This window comes from Desertivirga brevis (assembly GCF_017355835.1).
Genome location: NZ_JAFEWF010000004.1, coordinates 110475 through 133537, shown reverse-complemented (window position 1 = coordinate 133537; position 23063 = coordinate 110475). Strand labels below are relative to the sequence as shown.

Sequence of the window (23063 nt, the reverse complement as noted above, 5' to 3'; positions counted from 1 at the left end):
AAGGTTGTTACAATGGCAATCAGGCTAAGCTAGTTACAATTCATCAAAAGCTGGTAAAACAAACACCCTGAACAAAGCATAGCACAGGTAAAATTACAAGCTTACTAACAATGGTTATTCAAGCATCTTAACTTATTATTAGAAGATGTTATCATGAAACTTAAAGAATCCCGTCGCATTGTGGTACGGGATTCTACATTAATAAAAATTATATATTAAAACAGCAGCTACATGTTCAAATAAGCAGAATTTTGACTTATTGAAGGATTTTGTTGTATAACATTTAATGGAATTGGTAGTACAAGTTGACCTTCATTTTTTATCGGCTTTGTTTTCTTTACCACTTCCACTGCCCTGCCTGTTCTTTTCAGGTCAAAAAACCGGTGAAACTCTAAAGCTAATTCCACTCGTCTCTCATGTTCAATTGCTCTATCAAGACTAGGATATAGATTAGCAGGATATTGAGCTGTTCCATATAATGGAAGGCCTACCCTTGCACGTACTTCGTTCAGGTATTTGGGATCGCCCGTTGCTTCCGAGAGCATCAATAGAACATCGGCATAACGCAGCACCATAAAGTTGTTATTACTTAACTCCCGTCCATTTGGCGCCGGTGCAGTCTTGTCTACCCATTTGTTAGGGAATTTGATAGGGATGAATGTTCCTGTCTTATTTGTATAGCCAGGCGCAATAGTAACATCGCGTCTCACATCGCTAGCCTCAAACTCATTGTACAGATCATCTGTAACCTGGTTCATTCCTCCACCAAAAAGTGTAAGAACAAAGTTTTCTGTAGGAGCGAATTCAGTCCAGTAATTACTATATGGATTTCCAGCTCCTCCTTTGTATTGAATCTCGAAGATAGACTCAGGGGTATTTTTTATAGTGGCTCCCCATAAGTTAGCGTAATTTGGAACAAGACTATACTTTCCATATACATCCATCAAAACCTGAGCAGCTTCAGGCTTTCTTCCTAAAGTCAGGTACACTTTACCGAGAAGAGTTTCAGCAGCATACTTTGTAGGTTTTCCTGGTGTGGATGCAACAGCTGCAGGTAAAGGAAGATGATCTACAGCATATTTAAGATCTGATATTACAAGATTGTAGACGTCCGAAGCGGGGGATCTCAGCACATTATAACTTTGGGCAGCAGTTAAGGGAGTTGTTACTAGTGGAATATCGCCCCACATCTGCACCATATTGAAATAATACAAGCCTCTCAGAAACATCATCTGAGCCTTTACCGACTCTTTGTATTGGTCACTTAAATTAGCTGTTTCAATTTTTTCCAATACTATATTCACGTTATAAAGCGCCTTGTAATTCTCCTGCCAGAAACGGTATACTTCCGTATTGGACGGCTTCAGATCAAAATCTTTAAATGCTTTTCTGTCGGCCTGGATACCAGCCACGTTGTACATAGTTGCATTGTCAGACATTTGCTCTGCAAAATAAGATACACTACTGGTTGGACTGTAGAAAGTATAAAGAGTAGCGAATGCTGCATTTGCAGCGAGATCAAAATCCTGAGTTGTTTTATAGAAATTCTCAGCGTTCGAGTTTGATATTGGAGCGAGATCAAGTTTTCCTTCACAGCCTGCTAGAATGCTTCCGGCAAAGAATAAAACGATTAGCTTCTTTATGTTGAGTTTCATCTTCTTTCAATTGAGGTTTAAAAATCAAGTTTAGCACCAAAGGTGATTACGCGAGGATTAGGATACGATCCATAATCTACGCCTATAAATGCTCCTGTCGGTACCGTTACAGCAGATGTAGCGGTAGGTGTTGCATTTGAATAGATATTCGAGAATGAAGTAGAATTGTAAGTAGTATTTTCAGGATCATAGTTTAAATACTTGCTCCATAAGTGAACATTCTCCGCATTCAGGAACACCCTTGCTTTTTTGACTGGTGTTTTTGCAAATAGTTTTGTTGGAAGTACATAAGAGACCCGAATGTTTCTTAGCCTCACAAAAGTTGCATCTTCAACCCAATAGGAGGAAAATTTCTCCTGATATCCCCTTGGCGAAATAGTAGGTTTGAAATGCTTGCCATCGCCAGGGTCGCTTTCTGACTTCCAATAGTTCGCAACTCCAGCATACGCGTTACGACCTCCGTTCCATATTCCGTTATAGCGAACCAACTGGTTAGTGATCTCTCCGCCAAATGATCCTTGAAGCATAAAAGAGAGTTCAATGCCTTTAAAAGAGAATGAGTTAGTTAAACCAGCAATAAAATTAGGCTGATTATTACCTAAAGTAGTCCGGTCCGCCTCTGTGATCTTACCGTCTCCATCCACATCCCTAACCCTTGGATCCCCAGGAGTGGTTACTCCATCTCCTTTTGCTGGACCCGCATCTATTTCTGCTTGGTTCTTATAAACACCATCAAAGATATAACCATAAAAATTTGAGATCGGCTGACCGACTTCTGTCTTCACCGCTACCACAAAGTCCTGATAAATTAAAGGGGCATTACCTGGTCCAAGTTGTAGTACTTTATTCCTGTTTCCAGAAATGTTAAAGTCTGTACTCCAGTTAAATTTACCCACTACGTTCTTGGTACTCAAGCTGAGCTCAACCCCTCTGTTCCTTAGTTTTCCGATATTGGTTAACTGTGTGGAAAAACCGGTAATGTCTGGAACCGGAACGTTAAGCAATAGGTCATTGGTAATAGAATTGTAGAACTCCGCATTTAAATTCACACGATTCTTAAATAAACCGAGCTCAATTCCGGTGTTAAACATATTTGTTTTCTCCCATTTAAGATCCGGATTTTGAATATTCGTGATGTTTAAGCCATTGGCAAGATTTGCTCCATAAACGTAGTTTGAAGAACCAAGAAGACCCACCGGACCATAGTTCGGTATCTGATTGTTACCGGAAACTCCATAACTAGCTTTAAATTTAAGATTACTTATTGCGGGTAAACCTTTCATGAAGTCCTCATCAGAAATTAGCCAACCGGCGGATACTGAAGGAAAATAACCGAATCTGTTATTCTTTCCAAAACGAGAACTGCCATCTCTTCTAACTACCCCTGACAAGAAATACTTGTTTTTAAAGTTATAATTCAACCTACCCAGATAGGAGATTAAGGCCCATTCGTATGCAAGAGATGTTCCGGAGTTAACAGTACCTGCATTTAAAGTAGTTACCAGATCATTAGGAAAATTTCCTGCTCCTACTCCCATATATTCGTCCCTTTGTTTCTGGAAGGTATATCCTGCCAATGCGTTAAAGTTATGAGCCCCCAATTGCTTCTGATAGTTCAGGGTATTTTCAGAAAGCCAGTTTAGCATAAACCTGGAATTAGCAGATCCCTGGGCGGGCAGCGATGAAGAATAACCAAACTTCTGATCTTTGTTCCAAAAGAAGTCGTAGCGGGTATTAAACAGGTTTCCATTGATACTGGTCCTGAACTTCAGACCTTTCACGATGTTATACTCGGCAAAGGCTGTTCCCAAACTATTGAAAGACTTATTTTGCTTTTTAACTTCCCTGGTTAAGGAATACGGATGCCAAAGCTGCAAGTCGGTATATGTAGCAAAACGATACCATGACGAATTAGGGTCTTTGAACCCCAGATTCCCATTTTCGTTGTATACGGGAAAAATTGGATCACTTTGCAGAGCAAGACTTACCACATCACTTTTCCCTTCAGTTCCATCCGTGCGGTCGTATAATCCGGTTAAACCAAGATTCAAGCCGATACTGAACTTCTCTGACACCTTTTGCCGGATATTGGACCGAATTGAAAGGCGCTTAAAGTAGTTGTTATCCAATACCGCATCCTGATCCAGGTAAGAACCCGAAAATAAATACTGTGTCTTTTCTGTTCCACCCGATACAGAAACCTGTGCCCTGTCTGATGGAGCAGATCGGAACATCACATCCTGCCAGTCGGTCCCTGTCCCCAGTTGGGCTCTTAAAGTTGGGTTGGTAAAATCTTCTGGTATCCTGTAAAGTACAGGCCTCGCACTATTAGGATCGTTAATATTACCTCCTGCCGCTGCATAGGCATTGTTGTGAGCATCAATATAATACTGAATGAATTGCTGAGCATCCATTAGATCTATCTTACGAGTTACGTCCTGGATTCCATGCTCATAGTCGGCGCTGATATTAACCTGCCCTGGTTTTCCAAGCTTTGTTGTTACAATTACTACACCATTGGATCCTCGAGACCCGTAAATAGCTGCCGATGAAGCGTCCTTTAACACCTCAACAGATTCGATGTCCTGGGGATTTATGTAGTTAAGGTTGAAATTCTCAATAGGCAAGCCATCCACTACATACAGGGGATTTGTACCGGCTGTGATAGAACTTGTGCCCCTTATACGAATATTTGGAGATTGACCGGGAGCTCCCTGAGACTGGGTGATATTAACGCCCGGTAGTTGTCCGGCTAATGCCTGAGTAACATTGGTTACGGAACGATCCTTAAATTTCTCATAGTTAACTGAAGCAACAGAACCCGTAACCGCCCTTCTACTTTGGGTTCCATAACCTACTACAACTACTTCGTTCAGACTTCTTGTATCGGCTTCTAGTCTTATTTCCAGTTGAGATTGATTTCCTACAGATATCTGCTTCGACTTATACCCGGTGTAAGATACTTCCAACACCGAATTCGCATCATTAATGTTTATACTAAATCGTCCATTGACATCAGTCGTTGCCCCTTTTCCTTCCCCCTTAATTTTAATACTTGCCCCAATCAGGGCTTCACCATCTTTTGAGTCCAAAACACGACCTTTTACAAGTCTTGTCTGTGAGTACACCGCTACCGATAGCAATAGCAAATGAAAAAGCAATAGGATTCGCTTCATACGTAAAAAGTTTAGTGCATGCTTTACATGAACTGGTTAATAATTGGTTAAAATTTCCTTTTTATTTCTCGTTGGATAGTAGATACGGCACAGGGCCTTATGTTTTAATTAGCTAGCAAAAGCAAATTAAAAACAATTTTTCGTAAATAAAAGAAAATATAGAATTTCTTTTATTTACACTTATAAAATTATAAAAAAGGGAAATGAAATTAAGAATGAAGGAATCTGTACTTTGTAGGGGTTAATTGGTAACCTGAAAAAAACTAAAGTCTGCATGTCCCTTCGCAGGGGTCAGACCTCCATTAATACAGTATATACCTACTTTAGCCCCGATCCACATTCCTTTCTCTACTGGATAGGTTTTACCGATGCTAGTAAAATTCTTTCCATCGAGACTGTATAAATAACTGCAAGTAGCGTCTTCACGAATAATAGTGCGGAGCCAGACAGCGGGATTATTAAGAGGAATTTTAACGAGTTCTTGTGGATATTGGAATTTCCTTTCTACTCTTTTCCCTTCACTCACTACCAGGTCGAAGCCGGAGAATGATTTTCGAACAGCTATTGCAGTGTAGTAGTTCCCGACTACAGCGAGACCAGCGTTGACAAGATCCGACTTTGCGCTAAGGGTCAGTTTTGTGGTAAAAGTCTGGCTTGGTGATGAAATTTTCTGAAGCAACAAGTTCCCTGCGTAAAACAAACTTCCATCATCAGTTGGAGAAGAAACAGCATTAAGTCGCAGTACCTTTTTCTCAGGCATCAGGCTATACCAATCTTTCTCCGGAGCCGACTGCCATTGCCACTGCAACCCAAGATGCGCTGAAGAAAAGTCATCAGAAGTTTGAGGGGTCTGAATAGGGTGTTTGCTACTCACATCAGGTTTTCTGTAAGAGTCAACAGGTTCTCCTATACCGTCGTTATTATTATCTATTCCGGGAATAGGCCATCCTTCTTTCCAAGCCACAGGCTGCATGTGAACAATTCGTCCATAGAAGCCTTTGTCCTGAAAATGAATAAACCAGGTTTGTCCGGTTGGGGTCTCTACAAATGCACCTTGATGAGGGCCATTGATTGCTGTGTTGCCCTGATTCAAAACAATTTTATCTTCATAAGGGCCATAGATGTTTTTTGAACGAAAAACAGATTGCCAGCCTGTGCTAACTCCCCCTGCAGGAGCCGCGAAATAGTAATAGCCGTCTCGCTTTTCCATAAACTTAAAGCCTTCCAGAATCGGTTGTTTATTGTCATCCCTATAGATCAATTTTCCATTATCCAGCAATCTTGTTCCGTCATCAGACATTCTATGTAAAATTGCAGGCCCGGCTCCTACCCTGCCCCTTAAAAGATAAGCCTTTCCATCGCTATCCCAGAAAGGACAGGGATCTTCCCAGTTACCAACATCCTGTACCAATTGTAATTTCCATTTATCGCGGGGATTTTTTGCTGTTGCAAGGAAGAGACCGTCTTCAGGTGTACAGAAATAAACGTAAAACTGCTTGTTGTGATAGCGGATTGCAGGAGCCCAGGACCCTTGCCCATGCTGAGGTTTCTTATATCGTTCTAATGGTAGATTTGAGTAAATATAATTAATAATCGTCCAGTTGACCAGATCTCTTGAATGCAACAAAGGGATACCAGGTTGACAAGTAAAACTTGATGCAACCATATAATAATCGTCCCCAACCCTAATAACATCGGGATCTGAATAATCAGCATAGAGTATAGGGTTTTTATAGGTGCCGTCGCCCTGATCGGATTTCCACTGGGAATAAACAAAAGAAGGTAAACCTAAAAAGCAGATGAAGAAACCAAGACAGAATTTAAACATAATCTAACTAAATAACTTTTGGGATATCCTTCTTTTCCGGCAGTCACACTGCTGGCTCAGCTTACCGTCCTCTTGTTAAACATCTCATTTTACTAATCATTATGCAATAGCTTTGAGCCAACCTTTATAAGACCTGTGAACCATCGGATCGGCTTCCGGCGTATTCACTTCCTTTTTACTATTTAACATCTTTAACTGATCTATACTTTCGAAAAGACCGATTCCTAAACCAGCCAGGTATGCTGCACCTAAGGCGGATACATCAGGCATCCCCATATTAACAACATTTTTCTCCAGAAGATTTGCCAGAAATTCAAGCACGAATTTATTCTTTGTGATGCCTCCGTTAACCATTAACTCCTTAAGCGGAATTCCTGTGTCTGATTCCATAGCTGAAATAACATCCTTAATTTGATATGGAATTGATTCGAGTGCTGCGCGGATGATGTGGTTTTTATTAGCACCAAAGGTAAGACCAATAATAGAAGCCTTTCTATTCATCTGCCAGTAAGGAGCACCCAGGCCACTGAAAGCAGGAATAATATAAACCCCATTATTACTATCTACAGAAAGAGCTATAGCTTCTGTTTCCATACTATCTTTTATGAGCCCCAATTCGTTTTTAATCCACTCGATAGTGGCGCCACAGGAAACAATTACCCCCTCCAATGCATAATCAACCCTATCTTTTGAACTCCAGCATACAGTTCTGATCATACCGCTTCCCGAGGCAGGAGGTAAATCACCAACATTCATCAGGATGGAACAACCTGTTCCTAATGTTGCTTTTGCTGTGCCAGGAGAAAAACAACCCTCCCCAAATGCCGCAGCATGAGAATCTCCTATCATCGACGAGATTGGAATCTTTGACTCAAAAATCCCATCGAAGTCGGACTCTCCAAAATAACTAGAGGAAGGCCTGGGTTCAGGCAAATTGAGCCGGGACAAACCAAAAGAATATAATAGTTCAGCGTCCCACCTTAATTCCGCCAGGTTGAAAAATAATGTTCTGGATGCGTTCGTATAGTCTGTAAAATATTTCTGTCCATTAGTTAAGCGGAACAACAACCAGGAATCTACCGTACCGAAATAGGCGCGTCCTTCATCTACTGCTGTTTTTACAGCTGGGTTATTTTCGTAAAGCCACAATAGCTTAGTACCTGAAAAATAAGGATCTATGATCAAGCCGGTTTTAGACTGTACCAACTCATTCATTCCCTGATCCTTTAACCTCTCACATATTTCAATCGATCTTTTGCATTGCCAAACAATCGCATTATTTAAAGGTCTTCCCGCCTCGTCCCAAATCACAAATGTTTCTCTTTGGTTAGAGATTCCACAAGCTTTTATTTCAGTGACCTGTCCACCCTTGTCCTTGAATTCTTTTATGCAGTCTCTTACAGAAGCCAGCACGTTCTGGTAGATTGCTTCCGGATCTTGCTCGACAAATCCATCCCCGAAATACTCTGTTTTGAGAGGCGCCAATCCCCTCGAAAAAACCTGTCCTTTTTCATCAAATACAAGCGTTTTTGTACTGCTGGTTCCCTGATCAACAGAGATTATAAATGAGTTCATCAGTCGTTTTTTGAATTAGATTTATCAATAATTACAGCAAGGAGAATTACAGCACCTTTTACCACTTGCTGCCAGAAAGGCGATACATTTAGCAGCACGAGTCCATTATTCAAAACTCCAATAATGATGGCTCCCAGAACCGTTCCTAAAACACTTCCTTTTCCACCAGCCAGGGAAGTTCCACCAATAACCACCGCAGCAATAGAATCGAGCTCGTAACTCACCCCAGCATTAGGCTGAGCGGAATCTAACCGGGATGTCACCAAAATACCACCTGTTGCAGCTAGGCCTCCAGCTATCGAATAAACTACTATTTTTACTTTATTCACATTGATCCCTGAAAGTCTTGATGCGCTTTCATTACCACCAATAGCATAGATATACCTGCCCAAACGAGTTTTATTGGTAATTACCCAGGCAATTGCAACCACTATAGCAGATATCCATACGGGGACAGGAATACCAAAAAGCCAGCCCGTACCAAGATAGGCAAACTTTTCTCCCATACCAGAGATCGGAAAACCCTCGGTATACAGAAATGTAAGGCCACGGGCAATAGTAAGCATCGCCAAAGTGGCTACAAAGGGAGGGACTTTGAATTTCGTAATTACCCAACCATTAAAGCCCCCTAAAGAGAATCCCAGCAACAAACCAATAACAATAGCTCCTAGTAATGTAAAACCAACGAACAAATCAGCCGAGGGTAAAGGTATTCCATTTTTAAGAAGACCTGCAGTGATAGCACCACACAGTGCAAGTACAGAACCAACAGAAAGATCAATTCCTGCTGTCAGAACAATCAAGGTCATTCCTACGGAAATGGTGATATTTACAGATATCTGCCTCATCACGTTCCATCCGTTAGACATCGTAAGAAACTTATCTGACAGGATGCTTATTAATAAACACAGTATCAGAAGTGCAATTAGTGATTGGAATTTAACCAGGTATGGCTTATATAATTTCAGTTCCATTAGAAGTTTAAATTGAATTTGGAATAGCAGCTTTTAGAATAATTTCTTCGCTCGCCTCTGCAATAGGTATTTCGGCTGTCACCACCCCTTCGCTCATAACAAGTACCCGGTCTGATACTGCAAGGATTTCAGGAAGCTCAGAAGAAACCATAATAATACCCATTCCTTTATCAGCAAGGCTTAGAATAAGCTTATAAATTTCATTCTTAGCATTGATGTCAATACCCCGTGTCGGTTCATCCAGCAGTAATACTTTAGGATTAGTAGCTAGCCATTTAGCGATAACGATCTTTTGCTGATTGCCTCCACTTAAACTAACTGCTGTTTGCTTTACCGAGGATGTTTTAATCTTCAAGTCTTCGCGGTACTTCTCACATAATTTCGATTCTTTTCCGTCATTGAGAAGTACACCAAGTGTTTGATTCTCCTTAAGTGTTGTGATACCAATGTTTTTCTGAACATCCAATCCAAGTACGAGTCCATCTTTTTTCCTATCCTCGGGCACCAAAGCAAGACCTGCTTTGATAGCACTGGAAGAGGAAGTTATGGGCACTATCTTTCCATCCATTGTAATTTCCCCTTTGGCAAGCTTGGGATGCAGTCCGAAGATGGTTTCCAGAAGTTCTGTTCGTCCCGCACCCATTAAGCCAAAGATTCCCAGCACCTCCCCTTTCTTCAATGAAAAAGAAATGTCTTTAAGAAAGTCTTCGGTTTTTCTATTAGGATTTTTAAGGGAAAGATTTTTAACACAAAGCACGTCCTCGGATGTACACTGAAGGTCTTTACGACGTATCAGGTTGATTTCTCTTCCCACCATTTTCTGAATGATGTCATCTGTCTTCATTCCATCCATCCTTCCTGATTCGATCATCTTCCCATCCCTAAGAACAATATACCGGTCGGCTATCTTGAATAGCTCATCCAGCTTATGCGAAATGTAAACTATGGCTTTGTTTTCACTTCTGAGATTATTAATTATCTCAAACAGCACCTTCACTTCACTTTCAGTAATGGCCGAGGTTGGCTCGTCCATTATAATCACTTCTGATTCTGTTAAAAGCGCCTTCGCTATTTCAACAATTTGCTGCTGTCCAACCTTAAGGTCGACGATTAAGGTATCAGGCTCTACCTTTAGCTTTAGCTTTTCCAGCAATTCACGAGTTTTATTTCGCATTGCTTTTTTATCTAAAGCACCAAGAGATGTTTCTATTTCCCTTCCCAGGAATATATTTTCGGTGATACTTAAATAAGGGATAAGGTTTAGCTCCTGATGGATGATAGCTATACCACATTCCTGAGCTTCTTTAGGATTTGAGAAGCGAACTGTATTTCCTTTGAAAATAATTCGGCCCTCATATTCAGGATAAACTCCCGACAAGATTTTCATTAAGGTAGACTTGCCTGCTCCGTTCTCTCCAATTATTGCCGTTACTTCACCTCCATGAATTTCGAGTGTTATATTTTCCAAAGCTGTTACGCCTGAAAAACGTTTGGTTACATTCTCTACAACAAGCATATAGGCTTTTTATTTAGTTAAAAACTTGACTTGAACAGGTGTAAGTGTAATTTTACTGGTATCCAGAAACTTCTTGTTTAATTCAATTGCTCCAACAAAGCTTATCTTGGATCCGGCGGCAACTGTTTTCTTGAATGATGGAATAACTTCTTCTCTAATGATCTTATTGATTCCGGCAGATACTTCATTAAATTCAGTAGTATTATCAAAGGCATTCATATTCAATAGCCCCGAAGCGTCTCTCACTGCGTTCCCGTAAACATATTCGGTTTCTATTTGCAGGTTCTGCGTTTCTGCACCTGCTTGTGTTTTTACAGTAACCGTATTTTCATTTACCGCCAGCACTTCGCCTTCTCCTTTAATCATAAAGTATTGAAGGTTTCCTATCCCTAAGGCGTGAGCATAAGTATTAAAAGTTCTATCTTTATCCGCATGCATCTCCTGCATCAACTGGTTAACCTCAATGGCGTTTCCTAGGCTAGGAATAAGCTTGCTATCCCAGAACTCTCTGCTGTATTTGGTGGTATTGAACTTTGTTCCTACTCCCTGAGCTTTAACCTCGCTTAACTTCCGGATATATACAGAGTTATATCCAACTACCGCAACAAGAACAAAAGCTACAAGTAATTTTATATTTCTTCTATTCATAGCTTAGTCCTTAGTAATATAGTTACGAACATTTTCTCCGGTTACCATCTCAACTGCAACTGGTACTTTTTGGGGGAAATCCCGTTTCCCATTAAAATATTCCTGAGCGTATAGGGCTGCTGTCTCTGCCATAATCTTAGGGTACTGCATTCCAGTAGCCATTACCTTACCCTCCTTTATAGCCTGCAATGCATCGTCAGCACCATCGAAGCCAAAAACCTTTACCTTATTGGCCTTACCAGCTGCCGCAAGAGCCTGGTAGGCTCCCATTGCCATTGCATCATTGCCACAAAAGACAGCATCAATATCGGGATGAGCCTGAAGAATAGACTCCAGCACTTCCATCGCCTTGTTTCTATCGAAGTCTGCACTCTGCTGTGCTACCATCTTCAACCCAGGGTAATTATCTACGACGCTGTGGAATCCTTTCGAACGGGCCCAGGTATTATTGTCACCCACCAGACCTAGAAGCTCAACGTAATTGCCTTTCTTTTTCAGGCTCTGCACAAAGTACTTCCCAATGGCAATGCAACCAGAGTAGCTATCAGAAAGGATCTGAGATGTAGCAGCTTTTGTAGAATTCACTTCCCTATCCATACAGAAGACAGGAACTCCAGCCTCTTTTGCTTTCATTACATTGACAATAGAACCATCGGCATCGGTAGAGTTGAACAGGATGGCGTTGTATCCAGATGTAATAGCATTCTCAAAATGGTCAGCCTCTAAAGCTGTATTATTTTGAGAATCAAATATTTTCGTTTCGTACCCCAAAGCTCTGGCCTTAGCTGCTGCAGTTTCTGCAAGCACTACAAACCAGGGATTATTGAGAGTAGATACGATAACTGCCACTTTCTTTGGTGTGTTTTCGGTAGATTGATTCTTACATCCTCCCGTAATCACAATAAGCACGAGTAGAAAGAGTATATTAATAATTCTCTTCATTGAGGATAGATTGGTTAGTAAAAGGTTATAATTCTGGTGTTTATTTATTGCAAGAGCTTAAGTGCTGCCGCTGCAATGCCTTCACAAGAAAGCCCATAGTGTCTGAAAATGTCGTTCTGAGAGCCTGTAACAGTATACTCATCAGGAATTCCCATTATCTTAAACTTGTTTCTGTAGTTGTTCTCCATAAGATATGAAGCACAAGCTTCACCTAAACCACCGTATACACTGTGTTCTTCGACAGTGATAATTGGTTTTCCCAATTCAGCCAACTGTCTTAAAAGCTCGTAATCTAAAGGCTTTATGGTATGCATGCTTACTACCGTAGCATCAATATTATTATCTACAGCCAGCTGCTCTGCTGCTTCAAGTGCAGGTTGAACGGTTTCACCTGTCCCGATCAGCACAATATCTTCCCCCCTGCGTATCACCCTTCCCTTTCCGAACAGAAACGGAGCTTCTATCTGACCAGGAAGGTCTGGTACATTCTTCTTACCGAAACGGAGATAAACTGGTTGCTGTAAGGCCGAGGCCTGGATAATAGCTTGCTCAGTTTCGTAATTATCTGCAGGAGCAGCTACAATAATATTATTCACTGCCCGTAGTGCCGCAAAATCGTGCAAGCTATGATGGGTAGAACCCAGTGCTCCATAACTTACTCCGGCACTTATGCCGATTAACTTTACAGGATTATCTGAATAAGCTACGTCATTTTTAATTTGTTCAAACGACCTTGCTGTAAGGAAACAAGCCGGAGAAACAGCAAACACTTTCTTACCTGCAGAGGCTATTCCAGCTGCAACGCCCACCAGGTTCTGCTCAGCAATACCGATCTCAATATGTTGCTTTGGAAACCTGTTTCCAAAGGGCACGAGCTTTCCTGAGCCTCGGGAGTCACTTGTTACTACAATAATGTCTTTATCTGTTTCGGCTAGCGATTGAAGCGTTTCTGAAAATTTTTCCAGATTGGCCATTCCTACGCCTGCTTTTTTATCTGTCAGTATTTCCATGTTTTTTATGAAAGTATAATTGTTTCTAAGAGGCCAGAAAGAACTATCAAAAACTTTCATCCTCCGTTTGTGAGCTTCTGCTCATGATGGTTTTTTCTGAAAGTTTAATTTGTTCTTTAAGGACAGAAAGAACCTTCAGGGTACTTTCATCCTCCGATTGTAAGCTCTTGCTCATGAAGGTTTTTCTAAATTAAAGTCAATGCTTCATCGAGTTCGTGCTGGGCCTTTTCAAACTCCTCTGCAGTGGGAACTCCATGATGCCATTTCAAAACGTCCTCCATATAGCTAATCCCTTTTCCTTTAACCGTATGAGCTAGTACAAGACTCGGTTTGCCTTTCTCAAAAGGGATGGCTGCAAAAGTTTCAATCAATTGCTGGATATCATTACCATCTACATGTCTTACAGCCCAACCAAAGCTCTCGAACTTCCCATCTATAGGATCGGTATTACAAACCTCAGAGGTCTTTCCCGTTATCTGAAGCTTGTTGTGATCGATAATCGCACAAAGATTGTCCAGCTTGTAATGAGAAGCTGTTAAAGCAGCTTCCCAATTTGAACCTTCCGGTAATTCTCCGTCACCTAACAAAGTAAAGACTTTGTAGTCTTTTTCATCCAGACGAGCGGCAATAGCTGCGCCAACACTTAAAGGCAGGCCGTGACCTAATGCCCCGGTATTCTGCTCTACCCCATTTACTTTTCGAGTAGGGTGACCGATATAATGTGATTTATACTGGCAAAGCGTTTCCAGATCTGATTCGGGAAAAAAGCCTTTATCTGCCAACACTACAAACAGCGCTTCAACACAATGGCCCTTGCTTTGAATATACCGGTCTCTGTCGGGCGACTTGAAATTATCAGGGCCTACATTTAAAACCTGATTATAAAGTACATTGAGGATATCGATACAGGATAAACTTCCCCCGGTATGCCCGGCCTTAGCTTTATAAATGTATTTAAGTATGTTTTTACGATATTCTACCGATTTAGCTTTAAGTTCCCTCTCTGTCATGTCTCTATGTAGTTTTAGTTGTTGTGTTGGTAGATCTCCCAGCCTAAATAATTACCAAAAGCTTCCTTGAGCACCGCAGCAGTTCTGGATGCATTCATTACCACGTGATGTTCAAATCCGTTCCTGCATACATAGTGCATCAGTCCCTGAAGGTCATTGATCTTGGCGACTGCACGGTTGCCGAAAGTGTTCAGGGCATCGTCTGTCAATTCGCCTTCACCAAAATATGCTTTAATAACACCCCGGGTATCATCTGTGCTGATCCTGCCATAGGTTAAAGGCATTGCAGGCGTACGACCAGCCAGGGCACCATAAGTATTTTCAACACCTACGGTTGTACCAAGTATCGGTGCATTACTAATCTCAATGTCGGGAAGGAAAGACTTTGCCCAATTGCCGCAATGAAATAAAACACACTTCTCTTCGTCCGAGGCGTAATTATTGTTCCAATCTACTAACGCACTGGGAGAACCTGATGCCAATTGCATAGCATACATGGTAAGGGTTCCGGTAACGTCAACCTCACATGCACTCGGCAACATATTTTCACTCATCATACTCATGCTGGTACATACGTTACAGCCGTAATTCTTTTGTAGCGAGGTCCAGCACTGTATTGCTGTTGCATCTAAAGAATTGTCTTGCATAAAATCATGTAGCACTACGTCCAGTTTTGCAATTTGGATTAAGGCATCCGAAGGAGTTTGTCCGGGATTGGCATAATTTGTAATCTTCTGCAAGCGCTCCTGTACCACGATATCTTCTTTCGTCAGTTTGTTTGCTGAACCAAGAATTTCAGAAAGATCAACAGTAACTACAGAGATACCGTGTCTTTGAAGGATTTTCTCACTATATCTAACAGTATTGAAACCTCCAGGTCTTGCACCAACTGCGCCAATACGAACCGTTCTTAGACCTTTAACGACACGGCAAACGCCGATAAAATTTTTAAGATCTTCCTGAAAAGAAGGATCAGAAGGTCTGACAACATGTTTTGTAGTCAGAGTATACTTTATACCATATTGGTAAAGGTTGTTACACACCGAAATCTTTCCGCACCATGAATCGCGTCTGCGCGCAACATCAAGTTTGTCTAAATCATCCGGATATGCCTGAATTAGTACTGGAACATTTAATCCTGCTAGTTTGAGCGTCTCAGCCACTCCTCTTTCGTCTCCAAAGTTTGGCAATACAACAAGTACTCCTACGATCTCCTCTTTGTGCTTTTTAAACAGATCTGCACACCTTTGAGCATCCCGAAAGGTTTCGACACCTCCGAGTTTCGATTCCCAATCTTCCAGAAGTATTGGTTTTATATTTTGCTTTCCTAATTCTTCGATTATTTCCGTTCTTGCATCGGCTACCAGTCTGTCGGGAAAGAAATCCCTGTTGCCTATAATAACACCTAAACTAATTTGTTCTTTCATTTTTGGTTTAACTTGCTATGATTAGCTCTATTTCGTTTTCACTGAATAAATTCTTGTATTTATCTTCAATACCCCCATCGGTAATGATGTAATTGATCAGAGATAAAGCACCGAGGCTCGCTAATGATGATTTACCGATCTTTGTTGAATCTGCCACCAAATATGTAGTATCGGCCGCATTGATCATTGCTTTTTTCACTACCAGATCACTGATGCTGGGATAGGTAAGCCCAGCTTTTAAGGATATTCCAGCTGTTGCCAGAAACAGCTTCTGGACATTCAAGCCGCTAAAAAAATCCGCAGCCTTCTGACCAGTAAGAGAAAGTGTTGGTGGTTTAAACTCACCTCCCGTCATTATTACCTCAATGCCTGGCTCTGCACCAAGCATCAAGGCTATATTTAGTGCATTGGTTATTACTGTAAGGTTTTTTATACCCTTCAGCTTTTTTGCAATTTCTGTGGTTGTGCTACCGGAATCCAGGATTATTGTGTCTCCACTTTCAATAAATTCAAGACATTTAATAGCAATCAGCTCTTTCTTGTCCATATTATCCTGATGTGAAAGCGAGAATGTGCGCACCTGATCCTCCACATTTTTAAGGAAAGCACCGCCATGCTCCCTAAGCACTAGTCCGTCTTTTTCTAATTTCTCAAGATCCTGCCTAATGGTCACCTCTGTTACTTTGAACAGCCGGGCAAGGTCAGCAACTTTTGCAGACCCATCTTCTTTAAGCAGGTCGAGTATCTTATCTCTTCTTTGATTTGCAAGCATAAGCTTTTCCTAATTGGTTGAAAAGCAATTTTCGGTTATAATGATTACATATCAAAAATAAAAGAAATAATTAATAAACGAAATTATTCGAAGGAAATAATAAAAAAAGGCATTAATGCCCCGTAAAAATCAGATAGAGTAATACCATAACAACGACTAAGGCAGCCCAAGCTATTTTAACTCTTCTAGTAGGCTTTGCTATAACAACAGTTTCGTCTGCTATATAGACCTGAGGAGTTTTGTCGGTTAAGGAAATCAGCATTGCTAACAGTAATAAGAACAGGAAGATGTAGAATGATAACAACAAGTAATGCGGCCAGAATGGGAATTTATCAGGTGTTAATATCCACAGGTAAACTATTCCTACTGTCAGACTAAAAATAGACCCTGCAGATAAAGTAAAGTTTACTGCCTTTCGAGTTGTCCTTTTCCAGAATACAGTTAAAAGGAACACTACTGATAATGGTGGAGCAATAAAGCCTAACACAGATTGAAACACATCGAAAAGGTTCAGTCCCTTGATGTTATCGATAGCGAGAACCATTAATACAGCAAATACACATCCTGCAAGGATTGTAATACGGCCTGTGCGAATAATTTCTTGATTTGATGCCGTTGGCTTAATCTTCTTCACATAAATGTCCATTGTAAAGACTGTGCTAAGCGAATTCAGAGAAGAACCAATCGTTCCTACAAGCACCGCAATCAATACAACGATCACCAGACCATTTAAGCCGGGAGGAAAAAGATTCGTCACCATGGTCATGTACGCTTCTGCCGGATCTTTAAGATTTGGAAACAGGATATAACATAGCACTCCTGTAAGGATAAACAAAGGCAATGAAAGGATCTTAAGCCAGCCTATAAAGTTCACCCCCAATTGACCCTGTTCAAGGTTTTTAGCGCCCAATACCGACTGAACCATCGCCTGGTCCGTACAGAAAAAAGCTACAGCGGCCACCGGGTAACCGAGTAAGATGGCTGGCCATGGATACTTAGGATCAGAAGCTGGGTGGATTAGATTCCAATAGTCGGCAGGAACACTGGAGTACACTTTTTCCAGTCCCCCTACTTTGCTTATACCAAGAATGGTAAGAGTTAATGAAACGCAGATAAGCAGGATCATTTGAAACACGTTCACCTTCGCTATTGCTTTTAATCCACCTGCAAAAGCAAACAGACCGGCAAATAGTACCAATACAATAACAGATTGCCACATTGGTATTCCCAGGATCTGACGTACCAAAAAGCCGCCAGCAAAAAGCCCCAGTGATAGCCAGGAGATCAAAATCTTAATTAGTGCATACCAGGCAAGAATATTTTGAGTTGAATCGCCGTAACGTTTACCCATAAATTCAGGCATTGTTGATACCTTGGCAGCCAGATATTTGGGAGCAAAAACCAAAGCCAGTAGCATAAGGAATACAAATGCATACCAGTCGAAGTTTACAGCAACAATACCCGTACTGTAGCCAATACTTGCAAAGGCCAATAGCATGGATGGACCTACATTTGTACCCCACATGTTGAAGCCGATACTCGGCCACCCCAAAGATTTATTCGCTAAAAAGAGCGTTTCATCGTCTTTCTTCTTGTCGACGAAACTCGCTCTGTAACCTATTACAATTAATATCACCAGATAAGCGACAACAATTGCATAGTCGTATATGGTTAGTTTGGAAACGATGCCGTTCATATTTACAGACTTATGCTTTCAGGAGATATATTAAACTCTTTCAGGATATCTTTAACCTTTACAGGCATTCCTGTCTGAAGCGTCCTGTCCATCGCCTGCAGTAAAGCAATAGTTCCAATACCTTCTTTAATGTCTGGATATGCAGTGAACCCTTCATTTAGGCTATCAGCAAAATAATCAAGGTAGTTTTGATATTCTCCGGCGTGGTGACTCTGACCTTCGAAACGGAAATAATGTTTCATTGTATCGTCTCCCCAACGAACTATTTTCTCCTCCCCGGTCTTATCGGTAACAGAATAACGTAGTTCATGATAATCAGCTTGAGAAGCCCCTTCGGTGCATCTTAAGATAACAGTCATTCCACTATCGCGACTTGCTGGCTGAGTTGGACCAGTGTAAGCACCGCTAACCCTGGCAATCCTGCCATCACTTGCTTTGAAGATAAAATGCATGGTATCTTCATTTTTCAAACCAGCGGTTACACCATTACTGCTGATCATACCATATCCCATCACCTCCTCTACGTTTGGCAAATACCATCTGATGAAATCTACAGGGTGACTTAAGCCACCGTATAGCCATTTGAAAGAATTAAGCAGAGACCAACCTTTTTTCAAGAACCAACGATGATCAGCGTGGTAATGGCTCTCTACCGTAATTAATTCTCCAATTAATCCCGCTTCAAAGTCTTTGCGCTGACGTTTTGCTGGCTCGAAGAATCGTGAACTTTGCCCAACAAAAGCCTTTTTTCCTGTTTTTTCCGCAACCTCAAGCAATTCATTTGCTTTTGCCAGGTCATCGATAAAGGGTTTTGTACATACCACGTGCTTACCATGAAGCATCGCTTGCTTGATATGTTCAGCATGAAGGTGATCAGGCGTATAAATAGCAATTACGTCTATTTCCTGATCATCCAGCATATCCTGGTACTTAGTAGTGTAATTTTGAAAGTCGAACTCTTTTGCGCGCTGTTTGCACATGTCTTCATTCATGTCGCAAATAGTCTTTAATTCCCATTTCTCACTGCTTAATGCAGCCGAAATGGTGCTCCTGCCTTCCCCAAGGCCAAGTATTCCAAGTTTTAGCATATATTTTCTCATTTGGGAATCAAAGAATGGAGCGGGCCTGATTGATGGTTAGCACCTGCTATTCCTGAGATTCCTTGTTTAATTATCTTTTGATGGCTTGATAGAAACCTGCCCAAAATGCAGGCTCATCACAATTCAATTATTTATCTGTTTTTTCAAGAAACACCCAGGTTTCACCTGCCTTAGTGCCCGGAATGCCTTCCTGGTACTTGCCCATAAGCTTATTCCATTCATTTACCCTCGGATTGTTCTCTGTTGTTTTAGGATTTAGTTTATCTAAACTTTCCCCTTTTGGAATGCTTATTACCAACATCAACTGCGGACCATTCTTAAAGATAAGTAACTGCTGGAACTGAGCATTGCAAAATCCCTGGGAAATCTCTGGCCACTTTTTGAACTGAGTAGCGTGGTAATCGAGGTATTCTTTCTGTAACAAAGAATCCTTCACAAGATTAGCTGTAAGGAAAATGTTATCCCACTCTTTAACTATCCCATTGCCTGCGCAACTCTTTTTCCTATTGAACTCATAAAAAGGAGCATTGTATATTTTAACAGAGTTACCAGGAAACGCGGCTAGTAGTTCACGACGAAGTGATTCTGGATTCTCTATTCGGCCATAGATAACAGAATGGTTCTTCCAACGATGTATTTCTACCCCGGCAACTCCGTTCTTTTGACAAACCGCCTTAATTTTAGCAGTATTATGAGTAATTCCCGCATCATCGATCAACTCAACCACCTTGAAACGCTCAGAATGATTGATCTCTCGCGAGCTAGTCGCCTTGCTCTTGTCCTTAAGCAGGTACTGATAGTTTTTCTCAAGGCCTGCATTTAACCGAACGCTATCCGCAACCTGAGGTCCATTATTCTCCCATACGTTACCAGGTCCATTTGCATTCTGAAGATATTTGTCTGTAGTTGTCCAATTATTTTTTACAGAAAAGTAAGAGGAACCCTCGTCGGTGTATAGGTAGAACCAGTGATTAGGGTCGTGCGCATAGGGAGCTTTATAAATACTATCCACACAATTCTCAGTTATTACTGAACCCGGTTGAGCAGATAAGGTGTAAATGCCAGCCACATCATACATATGCTTTCCATATCTGACAATTCTGTTCGCTATGATCGAATTATCACGCATTGCATTGATGGCCTTTGTCCAACCCCATCCCATAGAAATTCCGGAGTAGGAAACCTCACTGATGTCGTTATGCTGAATATTGATTCCGCGAACAAACCCAGTTCCAATACCTACGCATCCCCAATCTTCATTAGTTGCATCTGTAATAAGGTTGTTGCTGATCAATTCATTGGTGCAAACCTCTCTCTCGTCTGCGGGGTTGTAAGGTAAATGCACCTCCTGCGACTCATCTGAAAACTTGCCCACAAGGATCGCCGTTCCTCCAATATCCTTAAAAAGATTACCTACAATCTTATTATTGTTCGTTCCACCTTTATAATCTAATCCAGTAGAAGCTGTGTGTTCAAACCGGCAATTCTCAAACGCGGTATTATTTGCATAAGATACTTCAACTGCCGAGCCTGGGCGTCCTACCCACGCCTGATTTTCCAGGGATTTCTTCTCGGGTGTACCCGGTATTTTCAACTTATATGCATCCAGCATGTACATTCCGGCCTGATGAGGAACGAGTCCATTTTTTGAAGGATACAACCAAGTAGCATGCTGAAAGGAGATACCTTTAACAAAGACATTGGAAACAGGCCTGTCGATTGTCCCCTGCATCCTTACTAAGGTTTCTAAAGCAGGAACACGGACATCAGCAGACGACATATTCTCGCCCTGTCTTGGCCAGTAATAGATCTTCGCAGATCGTCTATCCAAATACCATTCTCCTGGCTCATCCAAAAACTGTATGGCATTGGAAAGAAAAAATGCTGAGTTTCCGGTTTCCTTAGATATCCAGGGAGCAGGCCATGGATGTTCTGATTGTACGCGACTTTCAGGCTGATAGAACGATAATTTAACACTATCTCCTTTTATCTCTGCCGCTTTTACCCGCAGAATGGCAATTGCCCACCATTGATGAATGAACATCTCCATTCCCTTTATATTACTCAAGCCTGCCTTCGGCCTTGGGATCCAGCAGGTTTCGTCCTTCTTATTCCAGGAAAGAATCCTGTCCATTAAGTCGCCCTGGGTACTCTTCGATCTCACAGCCTTTAAATTATTAACCCAGAGCTGTCTGAAATTAAGGATTTCATCTCCTATTAAAGGTGCATCAGCTTCCCATACTTTTCCGGCGGCAGCAGCAGGAAGACCAGCAATATTGCTTGCTTTCCGCCAACCTTTTACCTGTATTCCGCCACTCAATACTGCTCTATCATTCGAAGCAGACTGAATTATAGTCGGACTTGAAGGTGTGCCCGAATCCTCAGGTCTTATAAAAACTGTCTCATCAAGCTGGTATAATCCTCCTTTAAGATAGATTGTAATTCCCTTTGCTATTGATGGATCAGCCAAGCGCCTCAGCTCCCTGGCCTTTCTTAATGCGATATCAATATGAGCAAGTGGCTTTTCTTTCGTTCCTGGATTTGCATCCGAGCCTGTAGGCGACACCCAGATTTCTGCAGAAAACCCACTAAAACCTAAAAAGGTACAAAAAGCCCCAGTGCAGAAAAAACGTTTAATTGATTTATACATGGTTATAATGACGGACGAATATTTAAAGTAAAAGGGAGTTCAAACTCTCCCCTGTAATTATTCTTGATCATATCAGCAGCAATCTCACCCATTTTCCGATAGTCTGTTGAAATGGTGGTAATCCCGTTGAGGATTATTTTCTTTATTGGACTTTCATTGTAGGAGATCACACCGATATCCTTCCCTACTTTCAGATCAGATATTTGAATTTTCTCAAGTAATTTAATTAGGCTATCCTCACAAAGGCAAATATATACTTGCCCAGCTTCAATCCCAGAATCTTCAATTGAACCGACAACTTCCCTTTCAAAGGCATACTGCAGGCAGAAAGAATTAAAACCTTGTATTATTTCTTTTGGATAATAACTTCTCTCGGGAAAAACCAATTTAAGAGTGTGATAGCGGGATAATGGAACTAAGGCCTTTTCAAGTGCAGTGTATATATCCTTTTTAAAATTTTCATAAATAAGGCCAGGGTTACCAGTTATTGCAGGTAGCTTTTTATCAAGTAAAATAAGCTTTCCTTTATCAATCGTATTAATTAAACTCTCAGCCTTCCCTGAACTGTCGGTAAAGTGTGGCATGATCAGATAATGAGAGTAGGATGTCTTTTTACTAAAAAACTTTTTAAAGAGTAGAAAGTCGTTATTATAGATATAAAAATCAATAGGTACATCCATCCCCAATTTTGCTACAAAAGCTTCATAGAAGTTTTTCTTTTCGTTACTTATTTTATTAATAAGCAAGCAAATACGTAGATCTTGTTTAACCTCGGTGGTAGTTATATAATGCCCTTTACCTGGGATTGTATTTAAGATCCCCAGGCTCTGCAAATACTTATAACTTTTATCCGCAGTTTCCCTCGATATCTCGAGATTATAGGTCAACTCATTGAGTGAAGGCAAAAGGATATTTTTTTTGATCTTACCCTTCTTGATTGCATCCAAAATGGAATGAGCCAACTGCAGATACTTAGGGGTTGATGAATACATGTCCATCTGAACATATTCAAAAAAACCATCGTGAATACCTGCAGTCGACGTTCTCATATTATTTGCTTACCAATGTAATTGAACTAGATTGA

At 41.1% G+C, this 23063-nt stretch carries 17 protein-coding genes; all 17 read right to left on the bottom strand.

Annotation, left to right across the window (positions count from 1 at the left end):
* Window positions 1–227 precede the first annotated feature (227 nt).
* The gene (locus tag J4N25_RS12555) at window positions 228–1655 is read right to left on the bottom strand and encodes a RagB/SusD family nutrient uptake outer membrane protein (RefSeq protein ID WP_242695893.1); all 1428 of its coding nucleotides are present in this window, start codon (window positions 1653–1655) and stop codon (window positions 228–230) included.
* A gap of 17 nt (window positions 1656–1672) precedes the next feature.
* A complete protein-coding gene (locus tag J4N25_RS12550; RefSeq protein ID WP_207422556.1) occupies window positions 1673–4831 on the bottom strand; it encodes a SusC/RagA family TonB-linked outer membrane protein in 3159 nt (1052 codons plus the stop codon).
* Window positions 4832–5072: 241 nt separating this feature from the next.
* A complete protein-coding gene (locus tag J4N25_RS12545; RefSeq protein WP_207422555.1) occupies window positions 5073–6659 on the bottom strand; it encodes a glycoside hydrolase family 43 protein in 1587 nt (528 codons plus the stop codon).
* A 99-nt stretch (window positions 6660–6758) separates the two neighbouring features.
* Window positions 6759–8234, bottom strand: coding sequence for an FGGY family carbohydrate kinase (locus J4N25_RS12540; RefSeq protein WP_242695892.1), 1476 nt, complete (start codon window positions 8232–8234; stop codon window positions 6759–6761).
* Complete coding sequence (locus tag J4N25_RS12535; RefSeq protein ID WP_207422554.1) at window positions 8234–9208, bottom strand: ABC transporter permease subunit; 975 nt, start codon at window positions 9206–9208, stop codon at window positions 8234–8236. The genes J4N25_RS12540 and J4N25_RS12535 overlap by 1 nt, the downstream gene beginning before the upstream one ends.
* A gap of 7 nt (window positions 9209–9215) precedes the next feature.
* Window positions 9216–10724, bottom strand: coding sequence for a sugar ABC transporter ATP-binding protein (locus tag J4N25_RS12530; RefSeq protein ID WP_207422553.1), 1509 nt, complete (start codon window positions 10722–10724; stop codon window positions 9216–9218).
* A gap of 9 nt (window positions 10725–10733) precedes the next feature.
* A complete protein-coding gene (locus J4N25_RS12525) occupies window positions 10734–11372 on the bottom strand; it encodes a DUF2291 domain-containing protein (protein WP_207422552.1) in 639 nt (212 codons plus the stop codon).
* Between the two features lie 3 nt (window positions 11373–11375).
* Entirely contained in the window at window positions 11376–12314 is a 939-nt protein-coding gene (locus tag J4N25_RS12520; protein ID WP_207422551.1) for a D-ribose ABC transporter substrate-binding protein, read from the bottom strand.
* A 44-nt stretch (window positions 12315–12358) separates the two neighbouring features.
* Entirely contained in the window at window positions 12359–13324 is a 966-nt protein-coding gene (locus J4N25_RS12515) for a transketolase family protein (protein WP_207422550.1), read from the bottom strand.
* Between the two features lie 46 nt (window positions 13325–13370).
* A complete protein-coding gene (locus tag J4N25_RS26925; RefSeq protein ID WP_255537107.1) occupies window positions 13371–13499 on the bottom strand; it encodes a hypothetical protein in 129 nt (42 codons plus the stop codon).
* Window positions 13500–13509: 10 nt separating this feature from the next.
* Window positions 13510–14334, bottom strand: coding sequence for a transketolase (locus J4N25_RS12510; RefSeq protein ID WP_207422549.1), 825 nt, complete (start codon window positions 14332–14334; stop codon window positions 13510–13512).
* Between the two features lie 14 nt (window positions 14335–14348).
* The gene (locus J4N25_RS12505) at window positions 14349–15761 is read right to left on the bottom strand and encodes an L-fucose/L-arabinose isomerase family protein (RefSeq protein ID WP_207422548.1); all 1413 of its coding nucleotides are present in this window, start codon (window positions 15759–15761) and stop codon (window positions 14349–14351) included.
* Window positions 15762–15768: 7 nt separating this feature from the next.
* Window positions 15769–16533: a DeoR/GlpR family DNA-binding transcription regulator gene (locus J4N25_RS12500; RefSeq protein ID WP_207422547.1), complete on the bottom strand. Its 765-nt coding sequence runs from the start codon at window positions 16531–16533 to the stop codon at window positions 15769–15771.
* A gap of 112 nt (window positions 16534–16645) precedes the next feature.
* The gene (locus J4N25_RS12495; protein ID WP_207422546.1) at window positions 16646–18229 is read right to left on the bottom strand and encodes an SLC5 family protein; all 1584 of its coding nucleotides are present in this window, start codon (window positions 18227–18229) and stop codon (window positions 16646–16648) included.
* A 2-nt stretch (window positions 18230–18231) separates the two neighbouring features.
* Entirely contained in the window at window positions 18232–19329 is a 1098-nt protein-coding gene (locus J4N25_RS12490) for a Gfo/Idh/MocA family protein (RefSeq protein WP_242695891.1), read from the bottom strand.
* A gap of 127 nt (window positions 19330–19456) precedes the next feature.
* Window positions 19457–21979, bottom strand: a complete 2523-nt coding sequence (locus J4N25_RS12485) for an L-rhamnose mutarotase (RefSeq protein WP_207422545.1) — start codon at window positions 21977–21979, stop codon at window positions 19457–19459.
* A gap of 2 nt (window positions 21980–21981) precedes the next feature.
* Window positions 21982–23028, bottom strand: coding sequence for a GntR family transcriptional regulator (locus J4N25_RS12480; RefSeq protein ID WP_207422544.1), 1047 nt, complete (start codon window positions 23026–23028; stop codon window positions 21982–21984).
* Window positions 23029–23063 lie beyond the last annotated feature (35 nt).